A 13330-nucleotide genomic window follows, 5' to 3' on the forward strand; every position below is an offset into this window, starting at 1 on the left:
AGGTCACTTCAATGTCCAAGCATGCATCCTCTGCTGCCGCTGTTCAGGGTTCCAATTCGGCTGTGAAAAGCCAAAGTGACAAAGGAAGTCGCTATTTCCAATTGATGTTGCTGGTGCTCGCCGCCGGCGCGATCTATCCGATTCTGTATCTGCGCCAGGTCTACCAGACCACGATGCTCGAGGTTTTTCAGATCAGCCACAGTGAACTGGGCTATCTGTACTCGATGCTCGGCACGATCTTCCTGCTCAGCTATTTGCCGAGCGGCTGGCTGGCCGACCGAATTGCGCCACGCTTTCTGATTTTCTTCTCGCTGGTTGCCACCGGCGCCTTGGGCCTCTGGTATTCGACCGCGCCGTCGATGACCGGGCTGATGATCATCTTTGGCTGCTGGGGCCTGACCACCGGTTTGACCTTTTGGGCCTCGGTGCTCAAGCGGGTGAAGATGATTGCTCACCACACCGAGCAGGGGCGTTTCTTCGGCATCCTTGATGGTGGTCGCGGTCTGGTTGAAGCGTTGCTGGCGACGGTCGCATTGGCGCTGTTTGCGTTCGCCACCGAGACCCGTGGCGAGTCCACTGCCGAAGGCTTCAAGCATGTGGTCTACCTCTACGCCTTTACCTGTATCGCCATCGGCTGTGTGCTGGTGTTGATCAAGGATCCGAAATCGATGGAGGACACGCCAGCGGTGGAGAAGGGCAAGTTCAACCTGCTCCAGGACCTGACGACGCTGGTGAAAATCCCTGAGTTGTGGCTCGTCACCGCCATCGTGTTCTGCGGTTACCACATCTTCTGGGCCACCTACAGCTTCTCGGATTACCTGCAAGGTGGCGGTCTGACGGCGGTCATGGCGGGCACCATCACCACGATCAAGTTGTGGATGCGCCCGCTGGGTGGCATTGGCGGGGGCTGGTTGGGCGACAAGTTTTCCAACATCTCGGTGCTGATCGTTGCTCTGCTGCTGGCCTCGCTGGCGATGATCGGGCTGATCGTGTTTCCGGCACTCAACAGCATGGGCTTGTTGATTGCCACGGTGATTTTCATCGGTTTGATGACCTACGCGATTCGTGGTCTGTACTGGGCGATCCTCGACAGCTGTGACATTCCGCTGCGCATCACAGGCCTGGCCATCGGCATCGTCTCGGTAGTGGGTTACATGCCGGATGCCTTTATTCCGCTGATCAATGGCTACCTCACCGAACACTACCCGGGCGCCCTCGGCTACCAGCTGTATTTCGGCTACATCGCCTTCGTCGGTCTGCTCGGCACTTTTGCCGCGCTGACCCTGCGTGCCCGGATCAACCGCAAATCACTGAAAAAGACAGGTGCCTGAGATGAAAGTCATCGCCCTTGAAACTCACATCGTCGCCGTACCACCGCCGCACATTGGCGGCATGTATTGGCTGTTCGTCAAACTCAAGACCGATTGCGGTATCGAAGGCGTCGGCGAGATCTACGCCGCTACTTTCGGTCCCAAAGCCATGCTGCCGATCATTGAGGACGTGTTCGAGCGCTATCTGCTCAATCAGGACCCGCACCACATCGAGCGCTTCTTTCGTCAGGCCTATTCCAGTGGTTTCACCCAGCGTCCCGACCTGACCATGATGGGCGTGGTCAGCGGCCTGGAGATGGCTTGCTGGGACATCATCGGCAAGGCGGCGAACAAACCGGTTTACGAATTGTTAGGCGGCAAAGTCAACGAGCGCCTGCGTTCCTACACCTATCTGTACCCGCTCAACAGTCGTGGCGAATACGACTACGACGATGCGGATCTGGCGGCCGAATGCGCCATCGACAACATGAACAAAGGCTTCACCGCCGTGAAATTCGACCCGGCCGGGCCGTATACCGCGTACTCCGGGCACCAGATCTCACTGGAAGTGCTGAAGCGCTGCGAAACCTTCTGCCGCAAGATTCGCGAAGCGGTGGGCGACAAGTGTGACCTGTTGTTCGGCACTCACGGGCAAATGGTGCCGTCGTCGGCGATCCGTTTGGCCAAGCGCCTGGAAAAATACGATCCGCTGTGGTTTGAAGAGCCGGTACCGCCGGGCCAGGAAGAGGCCATGGCGCAAGTCGCGGCCAAGACCAGCATCCCGATTGCTACCGGCGAGCGTCTGACCACCAAGTACGAATTCTTCAAGTTGTTGCAGGCGGGTGGTGCATCGATTTTGCAGATGAACGTCGCACGCTGCGGCGGCCTCCTGGAGGCCAAAAAGATCGCCAGCATGGCCGAGGCCTATTACGCGCAAATCGCCCCGCACCTTTACAACGGGCCGATCGGTGCGGCGGCGAGTTTCCAGTTGGCGACTTGCACGCCGAACTTCCTGATTCAGGAAAGCATCGAGACCTGGGGCGGTTTCCACGCCGAGGTGCTGACCAAACCGTTGCAGTGGGAGGACGGCTACATCATTCCGTCCACCGAGCCGGGCCTGGGGGTTGAGCTGAACATGGACGTGGTGCGCAAGCACTCGCCTTACACCGGCGAACGTCTGCACCTGCAAATGGCGCCGACGCCGGTGGATGTCAAAGACACATCGCCGGCCCGAGGCTGACACGGTTCCTGTAGGCCTTCGCCTGCTCGCGATAGCTGTGTGCCAGACATGCAAATGTCGACTGCCACGCCGCCATCGCGAGCAGGCTCGCTCCTACAGGGGATCGCAGTGTTCATTCCGATTTTTGTACAACGACTTACGCGGTAACCGTGCATGACATACGACTACATCATCGCTGGCGCAGGCGCCGCGGGTTGCGTGCTGGCCAACCGGCTCTCGGCCTCGGGGAAACACACCGTGCTGCTGCTGGAGGCGGGCGGCAAGGACAGCTCCTTGTGGTTCAAGATCCCGGTCGGGTTCGCCAAAATGTATTACAACCCGACCTTCAACTGGATGTATTACAGCCAGCCACAGAAGCAGTTGGGCAACCGCGAAATCTATGCACCACGCGGCAAGGTCCAGGGCGGTTCGGGCTCGATCAATGCCATGATCTATGTGCGCGGCCAGGCTCATGATTTCGACGATTGGGCAGCCAATGGCAATGACGGTTGGGGCTTCAAGGATGTGCTGCCGTACTTCCGCAAACTGGAAAACCATCCGCTGGGCGACAGCGAATACCACGGCGGCAGCGGCCCGATCAGCATTACGCCGATGAAGGGCCAGACTCATCCGATTTGTGATGTATTCCTTCAGGGCTGCTCTGAGCTCGGCTATCCGCGTAGCGAAGATTTCAACGGTGCGAAATTCGAAGGCGCCGGCCTTTATGACGTCAACACCAAAAATGGGCAGCGCTGCTCCAGCAGCTTCGCCCACCTGCATCCGGCACTGAAGCGTGCGAACCTGACGGTTGAGCATTACGCGTTGGTGGATCGGGTGTTGTTCGACGAAACCCGGCAGCGCGCGACGGGCATTGCCATTACCCAGCACGGCGTGGTGCGAACCTTCACAGCGCGCAAGGAAGTGATCCTCTGCGCGGGAGCAGTCGATACACCAAAAATTCTGCAACTGTCCGGTGTGGCTGACCGCGCGTTGCTGGCCAGGCACCAGATTCCTCTGGTCAAACATCTGCCGGCGGTCGGGCAGAACCTGCAGGATCACTTGTGCGCCAGTTACTACTACAAGGCCAATATCCCGACGCTCAACGATGAACTGAGTTCGCTGTTCGGCCAGCTCAAGCTCGGTGTGAAGTACCTGCTGACGCGCAAAGGTGCACTGGCGATGAGCGTCAATCAGGCAGGCGGTTTCTTCCGTGGCGACGAGCAACAGAATCATCCGAATTTGCAGCTCTATTTCAATCCGCTTTCGTACCAGATCCCGAAAAACAACAAGGCCAGTCTCAAGCCCGAGCCGTATTCCGGTTTCCTGTTGTGTTTCAACCCGTGCCGCCCGACCAGTCGTGGGCACATCGAGATCGCCTCAAAAAATCCCCGTGATGCAGCGCTGATCGATCCGAATTATCTGAGCACGCAGAAGGACATCGACGAAGTCATCCAGGGCAGTCGCCTGATGCGCAAAATCATGAACGCCCCGGCGCTCAAGAGCATCACCGTCGACGAAGTTCTGCCGGGACCTGCGGTAGAGACCGACGAACAGATGTTGCAATACTTCCGCGAGAACTGCGGCTCGATCTATCACCTGTGCGGCTCTTGCGCGATGGGCGCGGACGAGCAGACTTCAGTGGTCGACAACCGTCTCAAGGTGCATGGCTTTGAAGGGTTGCGGATTGTCGATGCGTCGATTTTCCCGAATGTGACGTCGGGCAATACTCACGCGGCGGTGCTGATGGTGGCGGAGAAGGGAGCGGATCTGATCTTGCAGGATGCTTAGGTTTTTCGGTCTCGGGTAATGACCTGTGACAGTTGGCGGCGAGCATTTTTTCAGCGTGCACTAGGCTTTTAAGTGCCAGCCCTCAATCGGGGGCGGCATGTCTTTCAAGGAGCCGCAGATCATGGATGATCTGGTCAAAGAAGTTATTCGGTTGCTGCAGTACCTCATCCCCGGATTTGTCTCAACCTGGATTTTTTACACGCTTACCGCATTCAAGCGGCCTGATACCTTCGGGCAGATTGTGCAGGCGTTGATATTTACGTTTGTGATTCATGGGGCGGTAACAGGTATTGGTGGGGTCTGTTTGTGGTTGGGGGCGAAGGGACTTTCTGTAGGAATATGGGATGGCAAGGCGCAGACGTCATGGGCATTCCTTTCTTCGCTGTTACTTGGATTGCTGTCCTGTTATTTTGCTACCAATGACAGGTTGCATGGCTGGTTGCGTCGCAGAAACGTAACGAAACAATCTTCCTACCCGAGTGAATGGTTCTGCGCATTTGCGCAATTTGATCGGCTCATCACCCTGCATTTGCATGACGAAAGGCGCGTCGCTGGCTGGCCGGCCGAGTGGCCGCCGGAGTCAGCCAATGGGCAGTTCCTGATCCATAATCCGCGTTGGCTCGATGGCAATGGCCAAACGGTGCCTTTTGGCGCTGAGTTTTTGCTGATAGATTCCGCGAAGGTTAAATGGGTTGAGTTCAGCCCGGCATCAGAGGGTTCGTCATGACCGCCAGAGCTATGCAGTTAATGCCAAAGAAATACGAATATCTATTCTTTGGACCCGACGGAAAGCCGTTGGAGAAACCACTGTTCAAGGGGCCGAGTGCGCCTCCACCGCTAAAGCGCTGATGCGGGTCAGAGCGTATCCACCAACCAATCCCGAAACGCCTTCAGCGATGGCAGCGCTTCATTGCGCGGCGGATACACCAGGTAATAGCTGCGACGACTGGTGATCGGTTCTCCGAGTTGCAGCAGCTCACCGCTGAGCAATTCATCCTCGACCAGAATGCGCGGCACCAAGCCAACACCAATATTCGCTCGCACCGCCTGAATCAAATGCGCAGTCATTTCAAAACTTGGGCCGATGCGCATGCTCCGATGCGGCAACCCGTGATGAGTGAACCACTCGGTCCAGGCTTGGGCGTTACTGCTGACATTGAGCAGCAATTGCCCGGCGACGTGCTTTTCGGCGTCATCGCGCTCGGCGGCGGACAATTGCGCACTGGCAATAACTACCAGTTCTTCAGTGTGCAGGGGCAGGGCGCTCAGCCCCGGCCAGTCCCCCGCGCCCACACAAATCGCCGCATCGATTTCACTGGTATCAAAGTCGATGGCTTCAATGCGTGAATGCAAGTGCACGGTCATGCCGGGGTGGGCGGTGTAGAAGTCCTTGAGTCGCGGCAGCAACCATTTCGAACCGAAGGTCGGTAGCGTCGCCAGCCGCAAGCTGTGGATGCCCGAACCAAACGCCATGGCTTGCAGAGTGGCGCTGCGAATTTGCCCAAGGGCCTCGGCGAGTTCGCGTTGATACATGCGTCCGACATCCGTCAGGACGACTTTGCGTCCCTCCCGATTGAACAGGCGCATGCCGAGCATCTTCTCCAGAATCTGCACCTGACGGCTGACCGCACTTTGCGTCAGCGACAGTTCATGGGCGGCACGGGTATAGCTTTCGTGGCGCGCGGCTGCCTCGAAGGCGAGCAATAGCGACATGGACGGGGTGAGCGTTCGCGGATTCATTCGTAAAAGTCATTAATAACGGGTCGAATTTACGGTTGTCCCAAGAACCTTCAGCAATGAATATGGACAACATGAGATGGCGGAGCCTGACGCAATCATTCGTTGCGTACAACTGTTCACCGCCACACGGCCTGATTTTGACCCGAGATACCCTGACCGATGATTGCCCAGCTGTCGCCCTCTACCGCTCTGACCTCCGATTATCAGCAGTTCCTCAAAGCCCTGAAGGCCAGTGGATTTCGCGGTGAAATCAGCGCCGACTACGCCAGTCGCGTGGTGCTGGCCACCGACAACTCTATCTATCAGCGCTTGCCGCAAGCTGCGGTGTTTCCCATGGACGCCGACGATGTGGCGCGCGTTGCACGACTGATTGCCGAACCGGCCTACCAACAAGTGGTCATCACCCCCCGTGGCGGTGGCACCGGCACCAATGGCCAATCGTTGACAGACGGCATCGTGGTCGACTTGTCGCGGCACATGAACCGTATTCTGGAAATCAATGTTGAAGAGCGCTGGGCGCGGGTGCAGGCCGGGGTGGTCAAGGATCAGCTCAACGCCGCGCTGAAATCCGCCGGACTGTTTTTCGCTCCAGAATTGTCGACCTCCAACCGTGCCACCGTCGGCGGCATGATCAACACCGACGCCAGCGGCCAGGGCAGTTGCACCTACGGCAAGACCCGCGACCACGTACTCGAGCTCGACATGATTCTGCGTGGCGGTGAGCGTCTGCACGGTTTACCGCTTGAGGACAGCGAACTTCAGACACAGTGCGCGCGCGAGGATCGGGTCGGCGAAGTCTATCGTTGTGCGCGGCAGATCATTGATGAGCAGGGCGCACTGATCAAACAGCGTTTCCCCGATCTCAACCGTTGCCTGACCGGTTACGACCTCGCACATCTGCGCGAGGCAGACAATCGTTTCAACCTCAACAGCGTGTTGTGTGGCGCCGAAGGTTCGCTGGGTTTTGTGGTCGAGGCCAGGCTCAACGTGCTGCCGATCCCCAAGTACACGATGCTGGTGAACATCCGCTACGCCGGGTTCATGGACGCGTTGCGCGACGCTCGCGCCTTGATGGCACTCAAGCCGCTATCGATTGAAACCGTGGACTCGAAGGTGTTGCTGCTGGCAATGCAGGACATCGTCTGGCACGGCGTTGCCGAGTATTTTCCGCAGAGCGCCGAGCGACCGACCCTGGGGATCAACCTCGTCGAGTTTTGCGGTGATGATCCCGAGGATTTGCAGAAAAGGGTCGAAGCCTTCATCGAGCACCTGGCCAGTGACCGCACTGTCGAGCGACTCGGCCACACCCTGGCCGTCGGTCACGCGGCAGTGAACAAGGTCTATGGCATGCGCAAACGTGCGGTCGGTCTGCTCGGCAACGTCGCCGGTGAAGCACGGCCGCAGCCGTTTGTCGAAGACACCGCCGTGCCGCCGCAGCACCTGGCCGAATACATCGCCGAGTTGCGCGAGCTTCTCGACAGCCACGGTTTGCAGTACGGCATGTTCGGCCATGTTGACGCGGGCGTGCTTCACGTGCGGCCGATTCTCGACATGAAAGATCCACAGCAAGCGGCGCTGGTGCGTCCAGTGTCCGATGGCGTTGCGGCGCTGACCCAACGTTACGGCGGCCTGCTCTGGGGTGAGCACGGCAAAGGCCTGCGCTCGGAATACGCGCCGGCGTTTTTCGGCGAACTGTATCCGGCCCTGCAAGCGTTGAAGGCGGCGTTTGACCCGTTCAATCAGTTCAACCCGGGCAAGATCGCCACCCCAGCCAACACCGGCGCGGCGTTGTTGAAAATTGACGAAGTGACTCTGCGTGGCGAACTGGATCGGCAGATCGACGAAAAAGTCTGGCAGAGCTACGGCGCGGCCATGCATTGCAATGGCAACGGCGCCTGCTACAACTTTGACCCTGACGATGCGATGTGCCCGTCATGGAAAGCCACCCGCGAACGCGCGCAATCGCCCAAGGGGCGGGCATCGTTGATCCGTGAGTGGCTGCGGTTGCAGGGCGAGGCGGGTGTAGATGTATTGTCGGATGCCGTTCGCCGACCGGCATTTTTCTCTTCGTTGTGGCAGCGCTGGCGCAATAGCCGCGCGCAGTCCGAAGACTTCTCCCATGAGGTCTACGACGCCATGGCCGGTTGCCTGGCGTGCAAGTCCTGCGCGGGGCAATGCCCGGTGAAGGTCAATGTGCCGGAGTTTCGTTCGCGGTTTCTTGAGCTGTATCACAGCCGGTATCTGCGCCCGGCGCGGGACTATCTGATCGCCTCGCTGGAATACACCATCCCCTGGATGGCGCGAATTCCCGCGTTGTACAACGGTTTGATGGGCGCCTCGTGGGTTCGCGGCATGCTTGAGCGTGTCGGCGGAATGGTCGATGTGCCGTTGCTCAGTCGCTTTGATTTTCACGCGGCGATGCGTCGTTGGCAGGTGCAACCGGCGACGGTGTCGACCCTGTCTGGCCTGACCCAGGCACAGCGTGAACGCAGCGTGGTGCTGGTGCAGGATGCGTTTACCCGCTATTTCGAAGCGCCGCTGCTGGCGGATCTGGTCGAGCTGATTTCGCGTCTGGGTTATCAGGTGTATCTGGCGCCGTTCAGTGCCAACGGCAAACCGCTGCATGTGCAGGGTTTTCTGTCGGCATTCAACCGTGCGGCGGTGCGCAACGCGCGGCAATTGCGAGCGCTGGCGGATGTCGGCGTGCCGCTGATAGGGCTGGATCCGGCGATGACACTGGTTTATCGCCAGGAATATCAGAAAGTGCCGGGCATGGAGCAATGCCCGGAGGTCGCGCTGTTGCAGGAATGGCTGCTCGACGTCATGCCGGAACAGACCAGCCAGAGCAGGGCCGAGACCTTCCGGTTACTGGCGCACTGCACCGAGAAAACCAATGCCCCGGCTGCCACTCGGCAATGGGAGCAAGTGTTTGAGCGCGTGGGGTTGAAACTGGCCACTCAGGCCACCGGTTGCTGCGGGATGTCCGGCACCTATGGCCACGAGGCGCGTAACCGCGAAACCTCGGCGGTGATCTACGAACAATCGTGGGCGCGTCAAGTCGATGCACCGGCAGAGAAGGGCGAGGCATTGGCGACCGGTTATTCGTGCCGCAGCCAGGTCAAGCGCCAGTCGGATCGGGCGCTACGCCATCCATTGCAGGTGCTGCTGGCGCTTCTGCGTCGCTGAGCGGTTCGTCGTCGGGGGCGTTGTCCCAGATCAGCCGCGGGTCAAAGCTCATTGCCGAGAGCATGGTGAACACCACCACCATGCCGAAAAACAGGATGCCCGGGCGTGGCTCGATATCGCCCAGCGCCTGGAATTTCACCAGCGCCGCGACCAGTGCGACCACCAGCACGTCGAGCATCGACCAGTAGCCGATCAACTCGACGAAACGGAACATTTTCGAGCGCTCGCGGCGGGCCCAGCCACTGTCGCGCTGCACAGTAATCAGCAGCAGCGACAGGGCGACGAACTTGACGCCCGGCACGGCGATACTCGCGATGAAGATGATCAGGGCGATGTCCCAGGCGCCGTGCTGCCAGAACTCGAGCACGCCGCTCATGATCGTGCTGTCGGAGCCACTGCCAAGCATGGTGGTGTTCATCACCGGCAGCAGATTGGCCGGGATATAAAACACCAGCGCAGCGAGCAAATAGGCCCAGGTGCGCGTCAGTGAATTGGTCTTGCGCCGGTGCAAGGGGGCGTCGCAGCGGGGGCATTCATGCGGTTCGTCGGTCATGTCGCAGGCCAGGCCGCAGCTGTGGCACAGGCACAGATTGAGTTCGCTGGCGGTCGCTGGTCGATTCATGGCATGTCCCAGAGGTCACGGATATCGCGGCCGGCAATACGGATCATCATCAGGCTCAGCACGGCCAGCGCAAAAAGGCCGATACCGGGCAAGACATCGAGCAGTCCGGCGAGTTTGAACACTGCCACCATCGCTCCCAGCAAACACACTTCAAGCATGCTCCACGGGCGCAGGGTTTCCAGCCAGCGCATGCACACCTTGAATCCCGGTGCGCGGCGCGACGACAGGGCGAAACTCAGCACCCAGATCAGCAGCACCAATTGAAAGGCAGGAGCAATGATGATCGAGATCGCCGCGACCATCGCCATGAACGTGATCGGCCCCTGACTCAGCGCGAGCACCGAATCCCACAGCGTCGCACTGTTTTTCAGGCCTTTGAGGCTGATGCTCATCACCGGATAGAAATTGGCGAACAGCCACAGCATCGCCGCCGTGAACGTCAGGGCCAGACGTTGTTCAACCGTCAGGCCGTTGTAGCGCTGGAGCACCCCGCCGCAACGTTGGCACAGGGTTTTCTGATGTTTGGCGAGCGCGACTTTTTCATACACGCAATCGCAGTGTTCGCAAATGATCAGGTGTTCGGTGTTGACCATGGACAGCGCTCGACAGCAGGCCACGAGGGCAATGGATTAATCCACTATAGACCTTCACTTGACGGTAGGTGCAGCGTCGGCACACACAGATAAAATTCGGTGTCTACTGTCAGACCTTACAGTAGACGGAAAAGACTGATGGGTAGCTACTTGAGTCGAGATCCCCCTCAAGGAACGCTCCATGAGCCACTCGAACAACACTGTGCGGACCCCCGGGTCGCTTGATGAAAGCTTTGCCGATGCCGGTATTTTTCGCCTGGATATTCCTCGTGTAGGGTCGCAAACCTTAATCCATGACGTCGCAGTGCAACGCTCTGCAAACCTTGAATACCTTTATTTTGCGGGCTATGCGATCGGAGGCGCTTTCGGTTATCCGTACGTATTGGGCCGCTTGATGCCGGATGGAACACTGGATGAATCCTTCGGTGTGGATGGCATTTCCAGCGGCTCATTTGCCCTCAACATGAACTCTGCGGGTAGATCCATCGCGTTGCTCGCTGACGGCAAAATTCTCCTGACAGGACAGGTGGGCACAATCCCCGCACTGGCCCGTTTCCTCTGCGACGGCACGCTGGACAGCGATTTTGGCTCTGAAGGCTTGGTTATTCTCCGATTGCCCGAAGACATTCAGGCGCAACGCGCCCCGCAATCGCAAGGCGAGATTCAAGACCATGCGTGTAGCCTCACGGCACTGGAAAGCGGAAAAATCCTGGTCGTGCACAACTATGTCGTCTCTCATGAGGCGGACACCCGTGCGTTGATCTTTTTGCTGAACAGCGATGGCTCTGCGGACGAATCTTTCAATCAGAAAGGCCATGTCCAAGTGGTTTACCCGGGAGGCGTCCCGGCGGATGTGAAACTGCGCAACGGCTTCATTGATCCCGACGGCAAGATCGTGGTCGGCGGCAATCTGGCGCCCCGTTCAGGTACGCCGGCGCCATTTTTCGCGCGCTATAACATCGATGGCCACCTTGATCGAACCTTTGGCGATGACGGGTTTGTCGTTGTGTCATTGCCGACACTGCAGACCCCTACGATCAACGCGATGATCGGGCAACCGAACAAGCGGCTATTGGCGATCGGGAGAACGGCTGCGGGTCAAGGCCTGCTGATCAGCCTCGAGCCGGATGGCAGCCCCAATATTCAGTTCAACCGTGGTCAACCGTTGCTGACCCGACTGGATAACGTCGACACCCTCTGGCGCCGCGCCGCCATGCAACCTGACGGAATCCTTGTTTTGCTTGGCAAGATCCAACGGCCAGAAGAGCAAGGGGAATTGGTTGTGGCCAGACTGCTTAGCGATGGTTCGCTTGACACTACGTTCAACGGCGTCGGCTGGGTCAGCACTTCACTGGAGCGGGTCGGCTCTTTTGACGGCATAGACCTGCAGGGCGATGGAAAAATCGTGATCGCAGGCTTTCTATCCACGCCAGATTCCCAATGCCTGGTACTACGTTATCACGGGCGAAATTGAATCAGGACAGATCATCGCGTCGGCTAAACGCACAAGGAGCAATCAGCATGAAAATCGACGCCTTGTTTTTGCGCGATGAAGGTCAGCTCGACCCGACGTTCGGGGAGGGCGGGTTGGTGTTGTTGAAAGGACCCGATGAGCCAGGAGACAACATTTCCCCCCGAGGTATGGCTGTCGATTCTGCGGGTCGTTTTTACGTCTGCGGCAGTATCCGCACCTCCACCAGGCGATTTGCCTACTACTGCGTCAGGCTGAAGGCAAACGGGGCGATCGACCCGACATTCGGTCAGGCGGGCTATGTGATCGCAGAGTTTGTCCAAAATAACGGTGGGCGCGCTTATTCACAGATCAACGAAGTGGTCGAGTTGCGCGACGGAAAGCTATTGCTGATCGGCAACTACCACGACGGCACTTTCAATACCTGGAAAGGCCTGATCCGTCTGCACCCTGATGGCAGTCCGGACCAGACGTTTGGCAAAAACGGGACAGTGCTGATCGCGCTCGGCAGTATCGGTGAGGGGCAGGATGACAGTTTCGGCAGCTTGCACAGTTCGTCCATGGCGCGAGCCACCGGCAACAGCGCGATTCTGCCCGACGGTAGAATCCTGTTGCATGAGCTGATTTATGACGGCATAGAAGAAACTCAAACCGCGATCATTCGACTGACACCTGATGGCGTACTTGATCCGGATTTCAACGAGAGCGGCATCGTCTGGGTCGCTCATCCGGACTTTACCCATACCCAAGTCACGAACATTCTCCTGGCGGACGATGGTAAGTATGTGCTGGTCGGTAACTGCCAGGAAATGTACATCCCGCACGCCCGGGCACTGTTCACGAGGTTGCATTCCACGGGTAAAACCGACACCTCATTTGCCGACAATGGTTATCTGTTGATTGAACCGCTAAGTGGCGAAATGAACTTTCTGATGGAAAACCTTGTTAAGCAGACGAACAAACGTCTATTGGGGATTGGTTACACCTCTGATGAGGATGATTGCGGGCTATTGATCAGCCGGGAGTCTGATGGCAGTGCAAACATACAGTTCAATCGCGGCAAACCATTGCTGGTGAAACTGGGCGACCGCGAAACCAGTTGGCATAACGCTTGTGTCCAGAAAGATGGCAGCATTCTGGTGTACGGACATCTTTATGGTCCCGGCCAGGTAGTGGTCGCGAAATTCACTGATGCGGGAGTTCTGGATAACACCTTCGGTGGGGGCAAAGGTTGGCTGCAATTCAGTGTCAGCCCCGCCGGGATGGCTTCGGCCTTGTTCACTGACTACACGTTGCTGTTCTTCGGAGCTGCCACCGTCGATGGTCAACAAGTGCCGTGTGTCGCCCGCGGTCTGATTGCTCAGAAAGTCTGAGTAAGCGGTTGCTGAACCCAAAGCCCCG

10 protein-coding genes are annotated in these 13330 nt (G+C 58.2%); 7 read left to right on the forward strand and 3 right to left on the reverse strand.

Features of this window, described 5'->3' with window-relative positions; translation table 11 throughout:
* Positions 1 to 11: 11 nt before the first annotated feature.
* The 4 genes from ACA074_RS11750 to ACA074_RS11765 all read left to right on the forward strand — a co-directional run bounded on the left by ACA074_RS11750 (position 12) and on the right by ACA074_RS11765 (position 5044).
* Positions 12 to 1331: an MFS transporter gene (locus ACA074_RS11750; protein WP_401265374.1), complete on the forward strand. Its 1320-nt coding sequence runs from the start codon at positions 12 to 14 to the stop codon at positions 1329 to 1331.
* A 1-nt stretch (position 1332) separates the two neighbouring features.
* Positions 1333 to 2550 (forward strand): mandelate racemase/muconate lactonizing enzyme family protein, encoded by a 1218-nt coding sequence (locus tag ACA074_RS11755; protein WP_497679061.1) that lies wholly within the window; start codon positions 1333 to 1335, stop codon positions 2548 to 2550.
* Between the two features lie 153 nt (positions 2551 to 2703).
* Positions 2704 to 4317: a GMC family oxidoreductase gene (locus tag ACA074_RS11760; RefSeq protein WP_489880094.1), complete on the forward strand. Its 1614-nt coding sequence runs from the start codon at positions 2704 to 2706 to the stop codon at positions 4315 to 4317.
* Between the two features lie 121 nt (positions 4318 to 4438).
* Positions 4439 to 5044 carry a DUF6338 family protein gene (locus tag ACA074_RS11765; RefSeq protein ID WP_497679062.1) on the forward strand — a complete coding sequence of 202 codons (606 nt, stop codon included), beginning with the start codon at positions 4439 to 4441 and terminating at the stop codon, positions 5042 to 5044.
* Between the two features lie 128 nt (positions 5045 to 5172).
* On the opposite strand, the gene ACA074_RS11770 is transcribed toward ACA074_RS11765, so the two are convergent.
* Positions 5173 to 6057 (reverse strand): LysR substrate-binding domain-containing protein, encoded by an 885-nt coding sequence (locus ACA074_RS11770; RefSeq protein ID WP_497679063.1) that lies wholly within the window; start codon positions 6055 to 6057, stop codon positions 5173 to 5175.
* Positions 6058 to 6216: 159 nt separating this feature from the next.
* Here ACA074_RS11770 and ydiJ point away from each other — a divergent pair, with 159 nt between their 5' ends.
* Entirely contained in the window at positions 6217 to 9243 is a 3027-nt protein-coding gene (gene ydiJ, locus ACA074_RS11775; RefSeq protein WP_497679064.1) for a D-2-hydroxyglutarate dehydrogenase YdiJ, read from the forward strand.
* Here ydiJ and ACA074_RS11780 read toward each other — a convergent pair.
* Positions 9176 to 9865 (reverse strand): paraquat-inducible protein A, encoded by a 690-nt coding sequence (locus tag ACA074_RS11780; protein WP_187680677.1) that lies wholly within the window; start codon positions 9863 to 9865, stop codon positions 9176 to 9178. The genes ydiJ and ACA074_RS11780 overlap by 68 nt on opposite strands.
* Positions 9862 to 10458: a paraquat-inducible protein A gene (locus tag ACA074_RS11785; RefSeq protein ID WP_401265361.1), complete on the reverse strand. Its 597-nt coding sequence runs from the start codon at positions 10456 to 10458 to the stop codon at positions 9862 to 9864. Before ACA074_RS11785 ends, ACA074_RS11780 begins: the two co-directional genes overlap by 4 nt.
* A gap of 181 nt (positions 10459 to 10639) precedes the next feature.
* Here ACA074_RS11785 and ACA074_RS11790 point away from each other — a divergent pair, with 181 nt between their 5' ends.
* Both ACA074_RS11790 and ACA074_RS11795 read left to right on the forward strand, forming a co-directional pair.
* Complete coding sequence (locus tag ACA074_RS11790; protein ID WP_497679065.1) at positions 10640 to 11932, forward strand: delta-60 repeat domain-containing protein; 1293 nt, start codon at positions 10640 to 10642, stop codon at positions 11930 to 11932.
* Between the two features lie 47 nt (positions 11933 to 11979).
* Complete coding sequence (locus ACA074_RS11795) at positions 11980 to 13302, forward strand: NHL repeat-containing protein (RefSeq protein WP_497679066.1); 1323 nt, start codon at positions 11980 to 11982, stop codon at positions 13300 to 13302.
* The last annotated feature ends 28 nt before the right edge of the window (positions 13303 to 13330 follow it).

The organism is Pseudomonas sp. LBUM1655, assembly GCF_059716085.1.

Coding starts and splice junctions, on each gene's coding strand:
- ydiJ (WP_497679064.1), top strand. CDS start 6,217: ATGATTGCCCAGCTGTCGCCCTCTACCGCTCTGACCTCCGATTATCAG.
- ACA074_RS11770 (WP_497679063.1), bottom strand. CDS start 6,057: ATGAATCCGCGAACGCTCACCCCGTCCATGTCGCTATTGCTCGCCTTC.
- ACA074_RS11795 (WP_497679066.1), top strand. CDS start 11,980: ATGAAAATCGACGCCTTGTTTTTGCGCGATGAAGGTCAGCTCGACCCG.
- ACA074_RS11760 (WP_489880094.1), top strand. CDS start 2,704: ATGACATACGACTACATCATCGCTGGCGCAGGCGCCGCGGGTTGCGTG.
- ACA074_RS11765 (WP_497679062.1), top strand. CDS start 4,439: ATGGATGATCTGGTCAAAGAAGTTATTCGGTTGCTGCAGTACCTCATC.
- ACA074_RS11750 (WP_401265374.1), top strand. CDS start 12: ATGTCCAAGCATGCATCCTCTGCTGCCGCTGTTCAGGGTTCCAATTCG.
- ACA074_RS11755 (WP_497679061.1), top strand. CDS start 1,333: ATGAAAGTCATCGCCCTTGAAACTCACATCGTCGCCGTACCACCGCCG.
- ACA074_RS11780 (WP_187680677.1), bottom strand. CDS start 9,865: ATGAATCGACCAGCGACCGCCAGCGAACTCAATCTGTGCCTGTGCCAC.
- ACA074_RS11790 (WP_497679065.1), top strand. CDS start 10,640: ATGAGCCACTCGAACAACACTGTGCGGACCCCCGGGTCGCTTGATGAA.
- ACA074_RS11785 (WP_401265361.1), bottom strand. CDS start 10,458: ATGGTCAACACCGAACACCTGATCATTTGCGAACACTGCGATTGCGTG.